Source organism: Tellurirhabdus rosea, assembly GCF_026278345.1.
GTDB classification, from domain to species: domain Bacteria; phylum Bacteroidota; class Bacteroidia; order Cytophagales; family Spirosomataceae; genus Tellurirhabdus; species Tellurirhabdus rosea.
Genome location: NZ_CP111085.1, coordinates 2513283 through 2533554, shown reverse-complemented (window position 1 = coordinate 2533554; position 20272 = coordinate 2513283). Strand labels below are relative to the sequence as shown.

Annotated in this window: 15 protein-coding genes; 8 read left to right on the top strand and 7 right to left on the bottom strand. The window is 58.7% G+C overall.

From position 1 onward, the window contains the following. The first annotated feature begins 28 nt into the window (after positions 1-28). The 3 genes from ORG26_RS10535 to ORG26_RS10525 all read left to right on the top strand — a co-directional run bounded on the left by ORG26_RS10535 (position 29) and on the right by ORG26_RS10525 (position 4012). Positions 29-2194 (top strand): LruC domain-containing protein, encoded by a 2166-nt coding sequence (locus ORG26_RS10535; protein ID WP_266368994.1) that lies wholly within the window; start codon positions 29-31, stop codon positions 2192-2194. Positions 2195-2278: 84 nt separating this feature from the next. Further along, positions 2279-3550: a D-alanyl-D-alanine carboxypeptidase/D-alanyl-D-alanine-endopeptidase gene (locus ORG26_RS10530; protein ID WP_266368993.1), complete on the top strand. Its 1272-nt coding sequence runs from the start codon at positions 2279-2281 to the stop codon at positions 3548-3550. A 135-nt stretch (positions 3551-3685) separates the two neighbouring features. Further along, entirely contained in the window at positions 3686-4012 is a 327-nt protein-coding gene (locus ORG26_RS10525; protein WP_266368992.1) for a hypothetical protein, read from the top strand. A 3-nt stretch (positions 4013-4015) separates the two neighbouring features. Here ORG26_RS10525 and ORG26_RS10520 read toward each other — a convergent pair whose 3' ends face one another. The 6 genes from ORG26_RS10520 to ORG26_RS10495 all read right to left on the bottom strand — a co-directional run bounded on the left by ORG26_RS10520 (position 4016) and on the right by ORG26_RS10495 (position 10938). Beyond that, the gene (locus ORG26_RS10520; protein WP_266368991.1) at positions 4016-4966 is read right to left on the bottom strand and encodes a hypothetical protein; all 951 of its coding nucleotides are present in this window, start codon (positions 4964-4966) and stop codon (positions 4016-4018) included. 3 nt (positions 4967-4969) lie between these two features. Next, entirely contained in the window at positions 4970-5854 is an 885-nt protein-coding gene (locus ORG26_RS10515) for a CsgG/HfaB family protein (protein ID WP_266368990.1), read from the bottom strand. Positions 5855-5858: 4 nt separating this feature from the next. Then, positions 5859-6827, bottom strand: coding sequence for a DUF6175 family protein (locus ORG26_RS10510; RefSeq protein ID WP_266368989.1), 969 nt, complete (start codon positions 6825-6827; stop codon positions 5859-5861). A gap of 5 nt (positions 6828-6832) precedes the next feature. Continuing rightward, positions 6833-7288, bottom strand: a complete 456-nt coding sequence (locus tag ORG26_RS10505) for a hypothetical protein (RefSeq protein ID WP_266368988.1) — start codon at positions 7286-7288, stop codon at positions 6833-6835. Between the two features lie 20 nt (positions 7289-7308). Next, positions 7309-9453, bottom strand: a complete 2145-nt coding sequence (locus tag ORG26_RS10500; protein ID WP_266368987.1) for a tetratricopeptide repeat protein — start codon at positions 9451-9453, stop codon at positions 7309-7311. A gap of 156 nt (positions 9454-9609) precedes the next feature. Next, a complete protein-coding gene (locus ORG26_RS10495) occupies positions 9610-10938 on the bottom strand; it encodes an APC family permease (RefSeq protein ID WP_266368986.1) in 1329 nt (442 codons plus the stop codon). Between the two features lie 217 nt (positions 10939-11155). Here ORG26_RS10495 and crcB point away from each other — a divergent pair, with 217 nt between their 5' ends. The 4 genes from crcB (at position 11156) to ORG26_RS10475 (ending at position 17879) form a co-directional block, all read left to right on the top strand. Further along, positions 11156-11548, top strand: a complete 393-nt coding sequence (gene crcB / locus ORG26_RS10490; protein ID WP_266368985.1) for a fluoride efflux transporter CrcB — start codon at positions 11156-11158, stop codon at positions 11546-11548. Between the two features lie 74 nt (positions 11549-11622). After that, positions 11623-13038 (top strand): M14 family metallopeptidase, encoded by a 1416-nt coding sequence (locus ORG26_RS10485; RefSeq protein ID WP_266368984.1) that lies wholly within the window; start codon positions 11623-11625, stop codon positions 13036-13038. Positions 13039-13239: 201 nt separating this feature from the next. Next, positions 13240-16134 carry a TonB-dependent receptor gene (locus ORG26_RS10480; RefSeq protein ID WP_266368983.1) on the top strand — a complete coding sequence of 965 codons (2895 nt, stop codon included), beginning with the start codon at positions 13240-13242 and terminating at the stop codon, positions 16132-16134. A 41-nt stretch (positions 16135-16175) separates the two neighbouring features. After that, positions 16176-17879 carry an IPT/TIG domain-containing protein gene (locus ORG26_RS10475; protein WP_266368982.1) on the top strand — a complete coding sequence of 568 codons (1704 nt, stop codon included), beginning with the start codon at positions 16176-16178 and terminating at the stop codon, positions 17877-17879. A 133-nt stretch (positions 17880-18012) separates the two neighbouring features. On the opposite strand, the gene ORG26_RS10470 is transcribed toward ORG26_RS10475, so the two are convergent. Next, on the bottom strand, positions 18013-18834 hold the full coding sequence (locus ORG26_RS10470; protein WP_266368981.1) for an SDR family NAD(P)-dependent oxidoreductase: 822 nt from the start codon (positions 18832-18834) through the stop codon (positions 18013-18015). 127 nt (positions 18835-18961) lie between these two features. Between ORG26_RS10470 and ORG26_RS10465 the strand changes: the two genes are divergently transcribed. Next, positions 18962-20269 carry a flavin-containing monooxygenase gene (locus ORG26_RS10465; protein ID WP_266368980.1) on the top strand — a complete coding sequence of 436 codons (1308 nt, stop codon included), beginning with the start codon at positions 18962-18964 and terminating at the stop codon, positions 20267-20269. Positions 20270-20272: the final 3 nt, after the last annotated feature.

The window sequence follows — 20272 nt, the reverse complement described above, 5'->3', positions numbered from 1 at the left end:
GCCCCGCCATTATCTGTCCTACTTTCCTATGAATTCTTTTCTGCGTAACCTATTGGTAACGGGGCTGGTTACCACCATGTTTGGCTGTGCCGATACGACCATTGAGCCGACAGAGAGTGCTTCTGCGGAACTGCCTGCCACCGACTTTTCATTCAATTACCAGTCGACACGGGACATCGAACTGAGCGTGAAAGTGAGCAATGCCGGTGCGCCGGGTGAGCGTTTTCGCATCAACGTCTACAACGATGTCCCGTCGCCAGCCAGCCTCATGACGGCCGGTCTGACCGACGCTAACCAGCAGATAAAGCTCGCTCTGCGGACTCCGGCGCCACTCCAGTTTTTGTACATTCAAAAGATCAGCGCCTACGGCGTCGCCGAAGTTCTGAAGGTGCCGGTATCGGAAAAAATGACGGCTGACTTCGGCGTGACCCGTTCGGGAGCCCGGCTGGCAGCGACCGGTCCGGACTGCTCCACGGGCGTCAACCGGCCTCTTGCCAACTTCAACGGCTCGGTCGATGTCAACCCCGGGGACGTGGTCGCCCTGTCGGGAACGTTCAACGGCAGCATCAACATGAACGGCGGTACGGTCCGTATCTGCGGCAAGGCAACCATCACGGGCGTGACGATGAACAACCCCGGTTCGGCCATTTACATTCTCGAAAGCGCGGACGTAACGGCTTCCAACTTTAACATGAACAACGCCGCCACGACGCTGTATAACTATTCGTCAAAGCTGGAGTTCCCCAACGGCGTTTCGTTCGGCGGTTCGGTGGAAAACAACGGCACGATGACCGTCAAGGGCGATCTGAACATCAACAACAACAGTTCCAACGCCCTGACCAACAACGGCACCCTCACCGTCAGCGGCAACCTGAACAATAACCGCAGCCTGACCAACAACAAAACGATCGTCGTTTCAGGCCATTATCAGGCCAACGGCGGCTCGATGAACGTCAACACCTGCAGCCTTTTCGCCAACCAGCTGACCATCAACAGCAACCTGCACAACCGCTCATACGTGAAAGTGACGACCACGACCACGGTCAACGGCGGAACCTTCCTGCGGCAGTACGACGGGGCGCTGCTGAGCACGCACGATTTGATGGAAAATGGTACCATCTCCGGCGAAGGCGCGGCCAAATCGACGGTGAAAGTAGCGGGCAACACGACCATCAACGGCGGGGCGGTGATTTCCGGTAACATCAACCTCTGCGACCTGAACGGCGTGGAAACCAACAACGCCTCGATTGCGCCGACTTTCCTGAGTTGCAGCAACTACATCGCGACCTCGGCCTGCAACCCCGAAGGCTTCGGGCAGGCACCGGTAGCCGACCGCGATAAGGACGGCGTACCCGATTCGCTGGACGATTTCCCGGACGATGCCAAACGGGCTTTCCGGACCTTCTACCCGTCGGCTTCCGGCACATCGACCTACGCTTTTGAAGACATGTGGCCGCTGCAGGGTGATTACGACTTCAACGACCTGGTCGTCAACTTCCGGGTCACCCGCGTGCTGAACGCCGATAACAAAGTGGTGGACCTCAAACAAAACCTGACCATCAGCGCCATCGGGGCGTCGTTCGACAACGGCTTCGGCTTCCAGCTCGACGGCGTCAGCAGCGCGGATGTCGCCAGCGTAACGGGTTCGGTGCTGACCAAAGGCATGGTCACGCTGAACGCCAACAAAACGGAGGCCGGGCAGTCCAAAGCGGTGATCATTGCCTACGATTCGCCGGAATCGCTCATCAAACGCGCCCAAGGCTCCATGTTCAACACGGTGAAGGCGACGCCCGTGGCCGCTCCGGGCGAACTGGAACTGCTCGTGACGTTCGCGACGCCGCAGGACCCGGCCAAGCTTACGCAGGACAGGCTCAACCCGTTCCTGTTCGTCAACAGCAACCGGAAGAAGGAAGTCCACCTGCCGAATTACCTGCCGACGGCCCTGGCCGACGCGACGCTCTTCGGCACCGGCGCTGACGCCACGAAACCCTCAGAAAATCGCTACTACAAAACGGCCCAGAACTTCCCGTGGGCACTGGAGATTCCGAACCAGTTCCGCTATCCGGTTGAGACCGTTGCCATCAACAAAGCGTTCAATAAATTCAATACCTGGGTGGCGAGCAAAGGCGCGCAGAACCAGGACTGGTTTGAAGACAAAGCCGGCTACATCAACCCGGATAAAGTATTCAAATAACCAACCGGACCGACAGCCAGGCCCCGTTCGGTGCGAACGGGGCTTTTTTTATGCGTTCCTGTCGTAAAACCGTTATTTTCGGGCATGAGAACCGTCTTGTACCTCTTCCTTTTTGCCTTTCTGACCGGCTGCGCCGCTTACCGTCCCGTCAAACGCGACCTGGCCCGAAACCCGCTGTACACCGACCACTTCACCGGGTTTGCGCTCTACGACTGGGAAAAGCAGCAAACCGTCGTGCAGCACAACGCCGACAAGTATTTCACGCCCGCTTCCAACACCAAACTGTTCAGTCTTTACGCCGGACTGGTGTCGCTCAAAGACTCGGTTCCGGCCCTGCGTTACCAGCAGCGGGGCGATTCGCTTATTATCTGGGGAACAGGCAACGCTGCTTTTCTGAACCCCGACCTGACCGACACGGCCGCCCTGGCGTTTCTGCGGAACCGGCCCGAACGGATTTTTCTGTCGGCGGCCAATTACAGCGGCCCGCGTTTCGGCTCCGGCTGGGCCTGGGATGATTACAATGATGATTATTCGGCCGAAGTGACGCCCTTTCCGATTTTCGGGAACGTGGTCCGGTTTTCCGTGGCGGACCGGGTGACGCGGGTGAACGCCTCTCCGGCGCTTTTCCGGGATAGTCTGGTGGCGGGCGACCCCCGGAGTACCGGTATCCAGCGGGATGAGTTCGGCAACCGGTTCCGGCAGGGAGCCGTACTGAAGCCGGGGGTGAGGGACGTACCCTTCCGCTGGTCGCCGGAGCTGGCCGCCCAACTGCTGGCCGATACGCTGAACCGGCCCGTCGGGGTGGCAAATCTTCCGCTGAACCGGGCGGCCCGGACCTTCTACAGCATTCCCGCCGATTCGCTTTACAAACGCATGATGCTGGTGAGCGACAACCTGCTGGCGGAACACCTCGTGCTGCTGGCCGCCAACGGCCGCGACACCCTAAACACGAAGGCGAGCATCCGGTTCATTGTCAAAAATCACCTGAAAGACCTGCCCGACCGGCCGGTCTGGGTCGATGGCTCGGGACTGTCGCGGTACAATCTCTTTACGCCGCGGTCGATTGTGGTGCTGCTGCAGAAAATCTACCGGACCGTGCCGCAGGACCGTCTTTTCAACATTCTATCAGCGGGAGGCCGAACGGGCAACCTGCGCAGCGGGTACAAGGCCGACAAACCGTTTATTTATGCCAAATCGGGGTCCATGAGCGGCGTGTACAACCTCAGCGGCTATCTGATCACCCGGAAAGGAAAGCTGATGCTGTTCAGCATGATGCACAACAACTTTACGGCGACCGTTTCCGAGATGCGGAAGCGCACCGAAGCGTTCCTGACGGAGCTTCACCAGCGGTACTAGGGGAACCGCCCCGGCGGGTCGTGGCCAGCCATAAAATTCGGTAAGTCCTTCGTTCTTAACGCTTTTTTAATCGGGAGCAGGCGGTAAGTTTTCCTACAAACGTGCAACTTTGTAGTAGGAAACTCACCGTACACCATGTTGAAGCAATTTTTTACCAGTCTTGTGCGTCGGTTCCAGTTCAATCTGGATGACTTTGGGTTGAAGGAGTGGGTCGTGCTGGTTTATGTCATTGCTCAGCCGCTTGTCTGGGCGCGCTGCATCGACGGCTTTGATTATGCCTGGCACCTGCTTCAGTTTGCCTCTAATTTCGCCGTGGCCGATCTGGCCGAACACCTCATCGGCGCTTACCAGAACCAGACGGATACCAAAGATTTACCCAGGCGAATCATCAACTGGGGGTTGCTGGTCAGCCTGGGCGCTTTCGGGATTCTCTTTGTAGAAAGTTACGTCTACGGTCTGTAAAGGCTAGCGGGCCAGACTCTCGTATGGGTAGAGCGGCCGCGACAGATAATAAGCCGTCAGAAATTCACTGACCAGCGTGAGACGGTAGCGCTCCAGTTCGCGGTAATCGGTGAACGCTACTTTCAACAGATTCCAGCGCTGCTGGTTGTCGCCGCTCACTTCCCGGCCCGCCTGTTCGATGACCTTTTTTGCCTCGCCGGCGCAGGGAGAGGCCGGGTCGATCTGGGCGATCAGCGCCAGCCCCGTGTCGAAGTCGCGGGCCGCCACCCGGGCGCGGGCTTCGGTCAGCAGGCGCTGGCAGGCCTGTTTTTGATACAAAGCAAATACTTGGCCGGTCTTCCGTTCGGCTTCCGAAAAGCAGTCCGTTTCTTTAGGAATACTCAGCAGCAGGCCCAGCGCTTCGGCAAACTGGTTGCGGCGGCTCAACTGCGTCGCCTGATTCAGAATCGCCGGGCAATTCTGGCGGTAGTACGCCAGCGCCTTCGCTTTTCCTTTCTCCATAAACTCCGTGAGTGCCGGGTCCGAGGCGGATACCTCGTTCAGCAGCCCGTTCATGGCGAGGTCGCGGCTGCGTCCGCTGCCGCGCAGGCGTTTGGTGACGGTCGAGAAAATAACCCCGTTATCGGCCTGCCGGATGGTCAGGCTCAGTTCCGCTTCTACCAGTTTCAGCGTCTGAACGCCGGGGTTCAGCGTCTGCTCGTTGACGATCCGCAGGCTCGGGTACAGCACCAGATTGCTTTGCATCCGGTACGACGCCAGCCCGTTTTGAGTCAGCAGGTCAGTCAGGACGGTTTGCAGTTTATCCAACTGGACCTCATTCAGGTCCGCCGAATAGGGCGGCATGACCAGCACCAGATTCAGTTTGCCGAACAGCCCCGGCCCGGTTGTCTGGGCCAGCAGGGGGGCGCTTACGAAAGCATAAAGAGCCAGCAGAAAAAGGCGGATGCGGTTCATGGCTTATTGAATGACAACTTTTAACGGCGTTTTCTGGCCCAGTTTTTCGGCAATAGTCTCGCCGCCGTCGATGACGTCGCAGATCGAGAAATTATCGTCTTCCACCTTCTGCACCGACAGAATGCCCACTTCCTTCTGCCGGGTGAGTTCCTTGCCGTCGACGGTAACTTTCACGAGTTCAATCACTTTTAATTTTTTGTACCGGCTCAGGCCGTACATCTTCCCCGCCGCCAGCAGGACCGTCTGCGCGCCTTTCCGCTTGTGCATTTCCTGCACTTCCACGATGCTGACCATCACCGGAAACGCCACTTTAATCCAGCGGTCCACGGCGCAGCCAATGTTGGCGATGGCGTCGCGGATGGCCTGTTCGGTGGATGACCCCGAGCCGGGCTGGTCGCAGCGGGTGGCCGAGAAGAATCCGCCGCCCGTACTGCCGGCGGCAGTGCCTTTGCCAAACGTTTCGGCATGGACCACTTCGCCGGTTTCTACATCAATGATTTTGAGCGAAAAAGCGATTTTAGCCGAATAAATATACCGTTTCAGTTCAGCCGAAAAGTAATTGCTGGTGCCGATGGATGCCAGATGACCCGTCACGATGTAGCGGGCACCGATGCTTTTGCCCTGGGCAATGACGCGGCTGTCGATGAACTCTTCGCTTTTCTGAAGTTCCCGTTCGCTAGTCACCGCGGCGAGTTTGGTACGGTCAACGATGGTGAAGCGTTTGGCTTTGACAAATTCGTTGGAAACGGCCTCCGTAATCTCGCCCACGTATTTGGCCTCGATATACGACGCATAACTGAACGGAGAAATACCGATAACGTCCCGTTCCTGACCGAAGCCGGTCAGCGGGAGGAGAAACAGAAGGAACAGCCCGAAATAAGTACGCATGGCTTTATTGTAAGGTAATGAAGATGGTATTGCCCTTGACGAGGCGGCTGGTTTTCAGCTTGCGGTCGGGCTTTTTGGTGGTGTAAAGGCTGTTGCAGAACCGGAGGATGTCCAGCGCGTACCGGGTGGTCGTCAGCGGGCGGCCCTGCGGGTCGAGGCGCGGCACCCGCAGCACGTCGAAGGTGGTTTTGAGCGCACTGACGCCGAGAATGTGGTAGCTTTTGGTATGCTCGCCGATCCAGACTTCGAGGGCATCCGACAGCGCGAGCCCGTCCGCCCCGACTTCGGTGTTCATGGTCAGGTCGCTGCCTTCAGCCAGACCTACTTCCAGGCTCAGGTAGCGGCCGTTCTGCACGATGTCGGTAAACTTCTGCTGCATCACGTTCAGAAAATCGTCCAGAATCGGATCAGCGGCCCGGCTGGTGAGTTTGGCAACGTCCTGCGAATAGAATTTGCCGCTGCTGCCGACCTTGTTGGAAAGCGAGGAAGACGTGCTGGATTCGTAGGCATTCAGCACCACGCTCACTTCGTTACCCGTCGGACTTTCGGTGTACCGGTATTCCACCTCCACGCAGATATCCGCCCCCGACGACTGAATCAGCTGCGATTTGAGGTCGCTTTTGGTGTCGCCGGTCAGCACGTCGCTGACGTTCAGGTTCCGGACTTTGGAAAGGTAATCCAGCGTAGAATACCCCCGCTTGTCGAACGCCTCTTTGACTTTGGCCATCACGACGCGGTTGTTGGCATCGTCTTCCACGACCTGACGCAGGTTCTGGCCTTCCCGGAAAAAGGGAAACACCATGATGGTCGGGCGGGTGGCAAGCTGGTTTCGGGACGTATCGGCCGGAGCGACCGCCGGGGTCGGCGGCAGGGTAGCTGGGTCCGGCGCTTTGGCGGCCCGGCGCTGGCCGGAAGCCGTCAGGGACAACGTCAGGGCGCTGCCGAGGGCGAAAAGAAAAAGTGTCGGACGCATTGCGATCAATAGCCAAACGGCCGGATCAGGCCCCGCTGCTCCAGGTGGCGGCGCAGGGCTTCGTGGTTGATGGTAAAGGCAAAACGCAGGCTGCGGCCTCCGGCGGCGGTGCGGCGGCGACCCGTAAAGCGCCGACTCTGGACGACAAAGGGGCGGTGCTGCTCCTGCCGGAAAAACTGGTCGAGGTCCGCCGCGCTGAATTGCCGGGCGTCGGTCATGGGCTGGCGATAGGCGGTCGTGGCGGCGGAGGGAAGTCCCACAAACAGAATCGTTTCGAAAGTTTTGCGCAGGGCATTCTGTTCCATTTCTGGAAAATTGCCGCCCTGCCCGGTGGCTTCCACAGAAACTAGTCCGGCGGCGGGTTCGCCCGTCAGCACCACGTTGGCGCCCGCCGGCACGCGCCGACAGGAAGCAATCAGAAAACTCAGGCACAGCAGGGCCAGAAGTCCTTTTTTCAGCATAAACGTCACGGTGGGTACGGTTAAAATTTGCTGCTCAGTTGCTGGGCCTGCGCCTTGCCGGTCACGGCTTCCGCGTAGCCAGGCATCAGCGAAAGGGCTTCGTCGTATTTCTTAATGGCTTCGTCGCGCAGCCCCAGGCCCGCCAGCGCATCGGCCAGCGCGGTATGCACCCGGTACGGGCGGGGGTGGTTCAGCGTCAGGGCCTGCCGGGCGTCCTCGATAGCACCCTGGAAGTTTTTCTGCTGCACCCGGACGAGCGCCCGCGCCAGGTATCCGTTGGCGAAGTTCTTGTTTTTGGCCACGACGTCTTCAGCGTCTTTAGAGGCTTCCTCCAGACGGCCCATCTTCAGGTACGCTATGGCGCGGTTGGCGTAGGCGTTGGGCGTGTACTTTTCGAGTTCAATGGCCTTGTTCAGGTCCGTCAGCGCTTCGGGGTATTTACCCAGACCGAAGTTGGACGTGCCACGGCAATTGTAGGCGTAGGCATATTTCGGGTTGGCCGCAATGGCTTTGTCGAAGTCCTGAATGGCATCGGCATGTTTCAGCAGATACTCCCGGCAAACGCCCCGTTCGGTGAGGGCTTCGGCGTACGTCGGTCGCAGGGCAATGGCCTTGTCAAAGACAGGAATGGCTTCGACCGGCCGATTGGCGCGCGAGAGGGCCAGTCCTTTCTGATAATACGCTTCTGTATACTTCGGATTCAGCGCGATGGCCGCGTCGAGGGCTTTAACGCCCCGGTCGTATTCGCCCGTCGCTACTGCCGTGAAGCCGAGTTCGTAGTGATAAATTGCCTCTTTTGGTTTCAGCGAAACGCCTTTTTCAAAGTCCGCTACGGAACCCGGCCAGTCATAAACATTGCGCTTGAGCCGCCCGCGGGTGATGTACAGTTTCGCGTCGGTCGGGTACTTGACAATGAGCCCGTCGGTATGTTTGATTTCTTCCCTGATCGCTTTCTCACGGGCTTCCATCCTGGCAACCAACTCTTTCAGTTGGTCAAGGCCTCCCTGAAGCTTGTACAGCGACTCGGAGGCTTTTTCCTGCTCTGTTTTGACGGGTTCAGCGGTCTGGGCGGCGGCCAGCACTTCCACCGGCGGCGGAGCCAGCGCGGGCGGTTCGGCCTTGCTCAGGTCGCGGACGAAGTGCCGGCTGCTCAGGCGGTTGGCCGTCATCCGGGCTTTGGCGCTCAGGGCCGCGTTTTTCATCACTTCGCCGTCGCGCCGGTCGTAGTCGTTTTTGATGAGGGCATCGGCGTAGGCCGCCGATTTATCGAATTCATCGAGCCAGTAATAAATCGTGCCGAGGTTGTAGTAAGCTGAGTAGCGCAGTTTCTTGTCGGCTTTCTCGTCGGCCGGGTATTTTTTGGGCAGGGATTCAAGGTAGTCCAAGGCGGGCTGGAGCAGGGCGGGGTCAAGTCCTTTGGCCGGGGTCATGCCGTCGAAGGCGTCCCTGATGAGTTTGTACTGCTTCTGGTAGGCTTCAAATTCCGGGTGTTTCGACGAGTTGAGTACCCAGAGAGTGCCGGGAACCTTGTTTTTGGTCACGTAGCCGAAGTTGTCGTTGAGCCGGTTGCTGAAGTTCTGCAAAGCCTGGGACGTGAAGCTCTGCCAGCGTTCGAGCAGCACGGAGTTGCGGTTGTTCTTCCAGTACTCGGCCAGTTGCGCCTGGGTAGCAAAATAACTCGTGAAGCTGCCCTGCTGCTGGCTTCCGTCGGCCACGGCGCCTTCTTCCAGGATGTTTTGCTGATAATCGGTGATGACGTACCGCATGGGCACGTAGTAGGTGTAGCTGTAGGCGTAGGTGGTCGTTTTAACTTCCTTGCCGTCTTTGCCCTTCGAAGTTTCCGTTTTGGGCGCTTCCTTCAGATCGCCGAATTGCGGATTGTCGATCTGAATCTTAATGGTAAAATGGCCGCCGCGGGCTACCTTCCGAAAGCCGCTGATGTTGAAATAGCTGTTCTGCAAATCCGCCATGTTGTAGCCCAGCGCCCGGACGTTCACGCCCACCGACGTAAATTCTGTGGAGTAAGTCGTCAGTTCGGCCGGAAGCGGGTTGCGGGGAAGCTGCACATAGGACGCGTGAAAGGAAAATTCGTCCAGGTCCACTTTCTGCGCCTGAAGGGCAGAAAAACCGGTCAGTACGCAGACCAGCAGGTAGAGGTATCTCATAAGAATGCGGCAGGTAAACAGACAAACGTCCTCTACAAAATTAATTAAAATATGAAGATTATTTTTTGTGAAGAGGAATACGGATTTCGGGATGGCTCTCAGTGGCCTTATTTGAGCAAAAAGCGACAAAGAATTTAACGAACGGTAAGAATTGCCCTAGGCATTCCAGCGTTTTACCAGACGATACGCCGGATAGCTCAGCGCCAGAAAGACCACCGCATACAGGCTGCTGGTCTGGTCGCCGATGATGACGCCGACCAGAAAGGCCAGCGAAGCCAGCAGCAGCACCCAGGTCACCACCGGATAGCCCCACGCCCGGAACGGTCGGGGCAGGTTGGGCTCCGTCTGCCGCAGACGAATCAGCGATGCGAAGCCCGAAAAGTAGCAGAGGACAAAGAAAAACGAAGCGATGTCGGAAAACCGGCCGTAGGAACCCGTCAGGATCATCACGCACGACAGCCCGGCCGTCAGCAGCATGGCCGCCCCGGGCGTTCCTCCGGCGTTGACCGTGGCAAATCGCCGGGAGAAAAGCCCGTCGCGGCTGATGGCGAACAGCACGCGCGGGTTGAACATGATCTGGGCGTTGATGATGCCGAGGATGGAAATCAGCAGGAGGCCCGTCACGGCGCGGGCGCTGGCCGGACCGTAAATCCGCTGGATGGCGTCGGCGGCGGGCAGTTTGGAAGCCGCCAGTTCGTTGATCGGCAGGACGTGAAAAAGCGCCAGATTGACCAGCAGGTAAATGGCAATAATGAGCAGCACGCCGCCCATCATCGAGCGGGGCAGGTTCTTGTTCGGATTTACGTCTTCTTCCGTGAAGTAAGCGGCCGTATGCCAGCCGTCGTAGGTGTAGAAAACAGACTGCAAAGCCGCCAGCAGCGCCACAATGAGCGACCCCTGCACGGGAATTTTATTGGCTTCCGAAAAATCGAGCGGCACGTCCGGTTCGTAGGCAAAACAGACCAGCACGAACGCCAGCAGCCCGACGGCCTTCAGAAAACTCATCACCTCCTGCGCCTGGCTCGCCAGCCGTACACCCAGCCAGTGAAACGCGACAAAGGCGACCAGAATGCCCACCCCGATGAGCCGGACGTAGCCGGACAATACCGGGAAAATCAATGCTAGGTACTCACCCATGACGGAAGCCCCAAAGGCCATGGCCGACACGCTTCCGAACCAGCTGGCAATGCCGATCAGAAACCCGGCAAAGTCGCCGAAAGCCCGCCGCGCAAACACGTACCAGGCCCCGGCTTTGGGCAGCATGGTGCCTAACTCAATGACCGACAGCGAGCCCAGCAACGCAAAAAGTCCGACCAGCACCCACACCAGCAGAATCAGCCAGGGGTCGCCCAGTTCCTGAGCAATGGTGCCGGGGCGGCGCAGGATGCCGGTGCCGATGGTGCCGCCGATGGTGACGGCGATGCCGAAGCCGACGCCGAGAAGTTTAAGAAGGGCAGAGGATGATTTGGGCTCAGAAGATGTCATTGGGCTAAAATAAGAGATTTTTTAACCGCAATAACGAACGGAGTCGAACAAGCAGGAATGTTTGACATCTTTGCAGGAGGTTGTTTCTCGCAGATTTGCGGTTCGCCGCTGCGACGCTGATTTCGGACGCAGATGTACGCAGAAAACCCAGCGTCGCAGTGGCGAACCGCAAGTCTGCGTCCGAAATCTGCGAGAAGCCATACAACCCGCTGATTCTATGGCACAAAATTCTTTTTTTCTGGTTTTTCTGGGCGGTGGCCTGGGCAGCGTGACCCGGTACGCCGTCAGCCGGTATGTTCAGCCGTGGCTGGGGCCGTCGTTTCCGGCGGGTACGCTGCTGGTCAACGTGGTGGCCAGTCTGGTGCTGGGGCTGGTGGCGGGCTGGATGGCGGGGCGGCAGGGCGGCGAAACCGTCCGGCTGCTGGTGGGCGTGGGCTTTTGCGGCGGCCTGAGCACCTTTTCGACCTTCAGCACCGATACGCTGGCTCTGCTGCAGCAGGGACGGATTTTGTCGGCTATACTGAATATACTCCTCAACGTCGTTTTGTGTCTGCTGGTCTCGTGGCTGGGTTTTGCCGCCGGGCTGCATAAATTAAGGAGCATTCTATGATTTCTTTCCGAACTTTGCCTCCGTTCATGAAACCGTATCGACTGATTCCCGTCGCGTTAATTATTTTGTTTTTGATGAATACAGCCCTTGCTCAGGATACCGCTCAACGCCTCTTCGAGACCCACGACCAGTACCGCGAAGCCAGCCTTTCGTTCCGCCGGTTCAAACAGAAAGACATCCTGCCCCTGATCGACAGCCTGAAAGCCGACAGCCGGTTTGAAATAACGCAGGTGGGCGAATCCGTCGAAAAACGGCCAATTCAGTTGATTAAAGTCGGGAGCGGACCCCGGAAAGTGCTGCTTTGGTCGCAGATGCACGGTGACGAGCCGACCGCCACGATGGCCCTGTTCGATCTGTTCAACTGGCTGCGTCAGACCGACGAGTTTGACGGGCTGCGCGAACAACTGCTGCGCGAAACAACGCTGTACTTCGTCCCCATGCTCAACCCCGACGGGGCCGAACGCTACCAGCGCCGCAACGCCCTCGACATCGACATGAACCGGGATGCCCTGCGGCTCCAGTCGCCGGAGTCGCGCATTCTGAAAAACCTCCAGCAGACGCTAAAGCCGGACTTTGGCTTCAACCTCCACGACCAGAGTACCCGCTACAGCGTCGGACACACGCCCAGACAGGCGACGATCTCGTTTCTGGCGACGGCCTACGACGAAGCCCGCAACGTGAATCCGGTTCGGGAACGGTCCATGCAGCTCATCATCGGCATGAACCGGGTATTACAGCGCTTCATTCCGGGCGGTGTGGGGCGGTATTCGGATGAGTTCGAGCCGCGGGCGTTTGGCGACAATATTCAGAAATGGGGCACGACGCTGATCCTCATCGAATCCGGCGGCTACCCGAATGATCCCGAAAAGCAGTACATCCGCAAGCTGAACTATGTCGCCATCCTGACGGCGCTGGAATCCATTTCGACCGACGGCTATAAACTGGAAAGCCGGGCGGACTACACCCGGATTCCGGAAAACGAGCGCTACCTGTTCGACGTCCTGATTCGCGGCGTGCAGGTGATGCGCAACGGGAAGCCGTACAAAATGGACGTGGGCATCAACCGCAACGAGGTAAACGTTGCTGGAGCAACTGCCTTTCAGTACCGCAGCGTGGTGGAAGACCTCGGCGACCTGTCTACGTTTTTCGGCATCGAAGAAATCGACGGCAACGGCCTGACGCTGGTGCCCGGCCATGTCCACCGGACGCCGCTGGACTCGCTGGCGCTGGTCCGGAAACTGAACCTGGATTCGCTTTACCGGGAAGGAGTGACCTCGTTCCGGCTGACCAAACCGACGAAAACACCGGCCGTAGTGCCTCCGGTGCAGTTTCTTCAGCCGGGCACGGTAGCCTCCCGCCCGGCCCAGATCGGACAGGGCGCCACCTTCCTGCTCAAGCGGGGCAACCGCATTCGGTACGTTTTTGTGAACGGATTCTGGTACGATGCAGAAACGCAGAAGAATCTGCTGACGAACGGCACGATTGACTAGAAGACCGGCGCTTCGGCGGGTGGAAAACAGGCGTAAAATGTTGGCCGCCCGGTTCTGATTGTTATCGAACGAATATTAAAAAAATATTAAAGTGCTCATTTTCAGGTATTTTTCATTTTCAAATATAACGGTGCCATAATACTGCCATAACACTGACGTAACATTGGTCAAGTAGTTTTGCGACGTGTTTCAACAACCAATATGAAAACTGTCGTAAAGCTACTTGCACTTATCCTGGTCGGTATCACCACCGCCTTCGCCCAGAACGGAACCATCCGGGGCACACTCAAAGACGCTAAAACCAAGGAAGCCCTGATCGGGGCCACGGTCCGCATCGACGGACTCACCCTCGGAGCCGCCGCCGACGTTGAAGGAGCCTTCGTCATTGCCAATGTCCCGGCCGGTACGCACAAGCTTATCCTCTCTTACGTTTCCTACAAAACCAAAGAAATTCCGGGTGTCCGGGTCGAGTCGGGGAACACGACGGTTGTTGAAACCGAACTCGAAGAAGAAGGCGGCCAGAACCTTCAGGAAGTAGTCGTGAAGGCCAGCCGCACGACCAACACCGAAATCGCCGTTATCACCGAAATCAAGCAGATGAAGCCCATTGCGGTGGGTATCTCGGCCCAGCAGATCCAGAAATCGCAGGACCGCGACGCCGCCGCCGCCATCCGCCGCGTGCCGGGCGTGAGCATCGTCGATAACCGCTTTGTCCTGATCCGCGGCCTTTCGGCCCGTTACAACTCAGTGCTGATCAACGACGTGATTACGCCGTCTACGGAAGTGGATACGCGCTCGTTCTCGTTCGACCTGGTGCCGAGCAACATTATTGACCGGATGATCGTCTACAAATCCGGTTCGGCCGAACTGCCGGGCGATTTTGCCGGTGGCGTCATCAAGATTTACACGAAGCGCCGCCCCGAACAGAACTTCCTGGACGTGGGTCTGACGCTGGGTTACCGCCAGAATACCACTTTCCAGAACGTGCAGACGCACGAGCGCAGCGGCGCCAACTGGCTGGGCCTCTGGGGTGCCGACCAGCAGGTGCCGAACAGCTTTCCGACTTCCTCCAACGCCTTCAACGCCCAGAACCCGCTGCAGCGCGCCGCCTATGCCCGCCTGCTGCCCAACACCTGGGGCCTCCAGAACGTCACGGTTTCGCCGGACATTCGCTTTGCGCTGAACACCGGCCGCCGGTTTGATATTGGCAACGTCCGGCTGAGCAACCTCACGAGCGTCAACTACGCGATGTCGCACCAGTACGCCGACGTAGCCTTGAATATCTACCAGAACGGGGCCACGGCCAACGACCAGTTTGAAACCTATCAGGACGCCAGTTACAATCGCAACACCCGTCTGGGTATCCTGCACAACTGGTCGGCCCGCATCTCTCCGGCCTTCAATCTGGAATGGAAAACGCTGTTCAACCAGCTGAGCTCTACGGAAACCATCAACCGGGTGGGCCAGCGCGTGGTGGACGGCTTCGACGTCCGGGCGTATTCGCAGCGCTTCGAAAACCGCAGCATCGTGACGACGCAGCTTGCCGGCGAGCACACCCTCTCCGACCTGACCCGGGTAAACTGGGTAGCGGGTTACGGGTACACCGGCCGCTGGGAGCCGGACTGGAAGCGGGTTCGCTACCAGCGCGCGACAGGGGCGATGGGCCCGGATGGCCAGGAAGCGGCTTACCAGATTACGGTGCCTCAGCAGCCGAACCCGATCGACGTAGGCCGTTTCTATTCGAAACTGGACGAGCGCACCCTGACGTTTTCCGGTAACCTCGAACATTCGTTTGGCAACCCCGCCGACCGCGAGCCGAACCGCCTGCGGGCCGGTATCTACGCCGAACGCAAAAACCGTGACTTCGGCGCCCGCTTCTACGGCTACCAGACTATTGGCAACGCCACGAGCATCATCGGTCAGGAGATTGGCAGCGTATTCAATCCCCGCAACCTGACGGGCCAGCCGGGCGCGCTCTCGCTGCAGGACGGTACCAAAGGCATCGACTCCTACGAAGCCAGCCAGGATTACGCGGCGGCTTACGTCAGCGGCGATGTCAATTTCGGACCGCGCGCCAACCTGACGCTGGGTTTCCGGGGCGAATACAACGACCAGAACCTGTACACCACGCCGGTAAACGTCCGTGAACAACGGGTGGACAATCCGATCTTCAGCCCGCTGCCTTCGCTGAACTTTACCTACAAGCTGAACGAACAGCAGAACGTCCGTCTGGCGTTCTCCTCGACGGTCAACCGGCCGGAGTTCCGCGAGCTGGCTCCGTTTGCGTTCTACGATTTCAACACGCAGTCGGACGTGCAGGGCAACCCCGAGCTGAAGACCGCCAACATTCAGAACATCGACGCCAAGTGGGAACTGTACCCGACCCCGAACGAACTGATTTCGGTGACGGCTTTCTACAAATATTTCCGGAACCCGATCGAGACCTTCCTGCTGCCGAGCGTAAACGGCCTTTCGTATACGTTCACGAACGCCAACTCGGCCCGGAACTACGGTCTGGAACTGGAGATTCGCAAAGGGTTTGCCAATTCGGCCAGCGCCTTCCTGCAGAACATCACGCTGGTGGGGAACGCCTCGATCATCCGCAGCCAGATCAATCTGGGCTCGTTTGTAACTGCTCCGGACCTAAGCGGCACCATCCAGCGCTTTGACCTGACGGGCGTTACCGATACCAAGCGTCCGCTCGCGGGCCAGTCGCCTTACCTGATCAATGCCGGGGTGTACTACGCGCACCCGACCAGCGGCCTGCAGTGGAACGTGCTGTACAACGTCTTCGGCCAGCGGATTTTCGCCGTGGGTAACGTCGAAAGCCCGACCGTGTACGAGATGCCGCGCCACGTGGTCGATCTGAACATCAGCAGGACATTCAACAAACAGTTTGAAGTACGCCTGGGTATTCAGGACATTCTGAACCAGCCGGTGCGCTTTGCGCAGGACTTCAGCCGGGACGCCCGAATCGGCAGCGACGTGACCTCACGGTCGGCCGGTGCGGATCAGGACATCCGGAAGTTCCGCCGGGGCAGTTACTTCACCCTCACCGGGGTCTACACGTTCGGTCGCCGGACGCTGATTCCGTAAGGGTCTGAAGGGGTAATTAACAACCAACCTATCTATAGTTTATGCAATTTCTGAAATCCTGCCGTTTGGCAAACTGGCCGCTCTCTCTGCTGATAGCACTCAGCCTGTTTGCCGGTCTGACGGCTTGTGAGAATGACAGTACACCCGACCCGGTGTTGAGCATCACGAATGTGTCGCCGACGTCTGCTCCGGTTGGCAGCACCGTCACCATTACAGGGACCCAATTCAGCACGACCCCGGAAAGCAATACCGTTACGTTCAGCGGCAATGTCCGGGCGGCAGTTCAGTCGGCCACGGCTACCCAGCTGGTCGTGACAGTTCCGGCTGGTGCCCAGAACGGCCCGATTTCAGTAACTTCCGGTGGCGCTACGGTGCAGAGTGCAACTGCTTTCTCTATCAGCGCCCGTCCGGTACAGGAAGTGCAGGGTGATATTACGCAGAACACCACCTGGTCCAAAGGGACGATTTACGTCATCCGCGGCTTTGTATACGTCAAGAGTGGTGCCGTGCTGACGATTCAGCCGGGAACCATCATCAAGGGCGGAACCCGCGAGCAGGACCCGTCGGGCAACCAGCGCGGCGGTACGCTGATCATCGAAAAAGGTGCCCGTATCGTGGCGGATGGTACGGCCCAGGAGCCGATCGTCTTTACGTCGAACAAGGCCCGCGGACAGCGGAACTACGGCGACTGGGGTGGTATCGTCATCATCGGTAAAGCACCGCACAACCAGGCGGCTTCCCGCACGTTCGAAGGGGGTATCGCCGGTACGTTCGGCACGGACAACGAAGCGGCCGACAATTCAGGTACGCTGCGCTACGTTCGCATCGAGTTCCCGGGTATTGCCCTGTCAACGGCCACGAACTCGGAAATCAACGGTCTGACGCTGTACGGGGTCGGCTCAGGCACGACGATTGAAAACGTGCAGGTTTCCTACAGCGGTGACGATGCGTATGAGTGGTTCGGTGGTACGGTAAACGCCAAGAACCTGGTGGCCCTGCGCACCTTTGACGACGACTTCGATACGGACTTCGGTTATGTGGGTAAAGTGCAGTATGCGCTGGCCCTGCGCGACCCGGCCTTTGCTGACCAGTCCGGCTCCAACATTTTTGAATCCGACAACTTCAACCCGGGCGAACCGGCTACGGCCGCCAACAACGGCCTGCCGCTGACGGCTCCGGTCTTCGCCAACGTGAGTGCGTTTGCCTTCGCGCCGGGAACCACGCCTTCGACGGCTACGGCCCAGGGCAGCGGCGGCTACCAGTCGGCCATGCACCTGCGTCGCAACACGGCCATCAGCATCTACAACTCGGTATTTGTCGGTTTCCCGGAAGGGCTGCGCCTCGATGGCACGGCTACCGGTACGCTGGCCAACGCCACGGCGGGTCGCCTCGACCTCCGCGGCATTACGATGGCGAACGTCGGCATCTCCGGTTCCACCACGTCGATTCCGGTGCGGGGCGCGGGTGCCATCACCAACGAACAGGCTCTGGCGTATTTCTCGGAAGCCGCCCGTAACAACAACGTCGTAACCGACGCCGCCACGCTGCTGCTGCCCGCCGCTACGTTCAACCTGACTACGCCGACCTTACTGCCGGGCACCGGTTCGCCTCTGTTGCAGGGAGCCGTCACGTCGACGAAGCTGGACGCGTTCTTCACGACGGGTGCCTTCCGCGGGGCCTTCGGCGCCACCAACTGGGCGCAGGGCTGGACCAACTTCGATCCGCAGAACACTGACTATAACTAAGCTCTTTTTAATTTCATATTGGTGTCGCACGAAAAGCCGGGGGTTTTACTCCCGGTTTTTCTTTTAGACCGGGATTACACGGATTAATGGATTTACTGTGATTCCAAAACGGCGACGCATCCTGGTAAATCCGTTAATCCCCCGAATCCCGGTTCAAAGACATTCGCTTCTCGTTTCCCCGCTTCCTGAGCCGTTCGGTCAGGTGCCGGGCCGTTTCCGGAAACAAATTGCCCAGTTTCGCCAGCCAGCCTCTTCCCGGCGGAATCAGAATCTCGGCCCTTTTTCGTTCCAGCGCCTCCCGGAGAATCGTCTGGCACACTTCTTCCACGGTCAAAATCCGGTCGCCCGAAAACGTCAGCGCCGCCGCTTCGTGCGGGAGCTGCTGCCGGAACATGTTGGTATCGACCACGTCCGAACAGACGACGGACACGCCCACCCGGTGGCGGTTCAGCTCCGATGCTGCCGCCAGCGAGAAAAACCGGACGGCGGCCTTGGTGGCCGAATAAACCGCCAGCCCTTCGATCGGGGCCACGCCGGCCAGCGAGGCGATGTTGACAATCTGGCCGAAGCGCTGCGGAATCATGGCTTCGGCCATCAGCCGGGTCCCGAGCATGACCCCTTTCAGGTTGATGTCTACCATGAAATCAATGTCTTCCGGCGGAAATTTGGCCACGTAGCCGGGGCGGATGACGCCCGCGATGTTCATTCCAATATCAAGGCGCCCCCACGAACTCATCACTTCGTCGAGCGCCTGCTGCCAGTCGGAGGCACAGGTCACATCGAGTTTCAGCAGGCGGTGCCGGTCCGGAGGCCAGCCGCGCTCGGCCGCCGCCCGGCGGAGCTGGGTTTCATCAATATCGGTGGCCACCACGCAATGGCCTTTCCGCAGGAGCACATCCGTCAGATACAGTCCAATCCCGTTGGCGCATCCTGTCAGGAGGCAGATGTACATCATGAGTAAATCGGTTAGTGTTATGTAGATCAGCGTATTAAAATACAAGCATAAAACATTGCCCGATTATTTTCGGAAATCCGTTAAATTTTTCCTCACTTTAGTACAATTATCGGAGCATCCTATCGACATGACTACCCATCTGACTCCAACCGTCTGCATTATCGGTGCCGGCTCGTCGGGAGTGACAGCGGCCAAGACCCTCAGACAGCACGGGATTGCGTTCGACTGCTTTGAGAAAGGGTCGGACATCGGTGGAAACTGGCGCTACGACAACGACAACGGCCTGTCGTCGGCCTACCGTTCGCTGCACATCAACACCAACCGGGACGTGATGGCTTACAGCGACTTCCCGATGCCGCGCGATTACCCGATGTTTCCGCACCACCGTCAGATTCTGCACTATTTTGAATCCTACGCCCGGCACTTCGGCCTTTACGAGCACATCACGTTCCGCACGGCGGTCACGGACGTTCGCCGGAGTGCGGACGGTTGCGGATACCGGGTCACGACCGACACGGGCCTCGAACGCGATTACAAGTACGTCATCGTCGCCAACGGCCACCACTGGAATCCCCGCTACCCGGACCCGCCATTTCCGGGTACGTTTACGGGCGAAACGCTCCACTCGCACGACTACAAGGTGCCGGAGCAGATTCGGGGCAAAAACCTGCTGATCGTCGGCATCGGCAATTCGGCCGTCGATATCGCCTGCGAGGCCGCCCGGCTGTATTCGGGCCGCGTGGTCATTTCGACCCGCAGCGGCGCCTACATCGTCCCGAACTGGCTGATGGGCATGCCTTTTGATTCGCTGGCCAACCCGCTGACGGCGAAGCTGCCCCTGCCGCTGCAGCGGGGTTTGCTGGGCATGTCGCTCTGGCTGGCCCGCGGGCGGCAGTCGGCCTACGGCGTGCCGGTGCCCAAACGGCCGCTTCTGAGCGAGCACCCGACCATTTCGCAGGATCTGCTGAATCTGGCGGGCCGCGGACTGATTGGTTTCAAACCGAATGTCCGCGAGTTTAAGGGAAAAAACGTAACTTTTGAAGACCATACCACCGAAGCGTTCGATATGGTCATCTACGCGACGGGGTACAAGGTCTCGTTTCCGTTTTTTGGAAACGGCTTTTTTAACGTCGAAAACTCGAACGACCTGCAGCTTTACCGCCGCGTCGTGCATCCGGACTATCCGGGCCTGTTTTTTCTGGGGCTGGTCCAGCCGCTGGGGGCCATCATGCCGCTGGCGGAGGCGCAGGCCCGCTGGATTGCCCGGCTGATTACGGGCGAATGCCGCCTGCCCGACCGACAGGCCATGCTGCAATCGCTCGAAGCCGAAAAGCAACGGAACCTGCGGCGGTACAAGCACTCACCGCGCCACACGCTGCAGGTCGATTTTCATCCGTATAAACAAAGTCTCGAACGGGAAATGAAACGTCGGTAACGC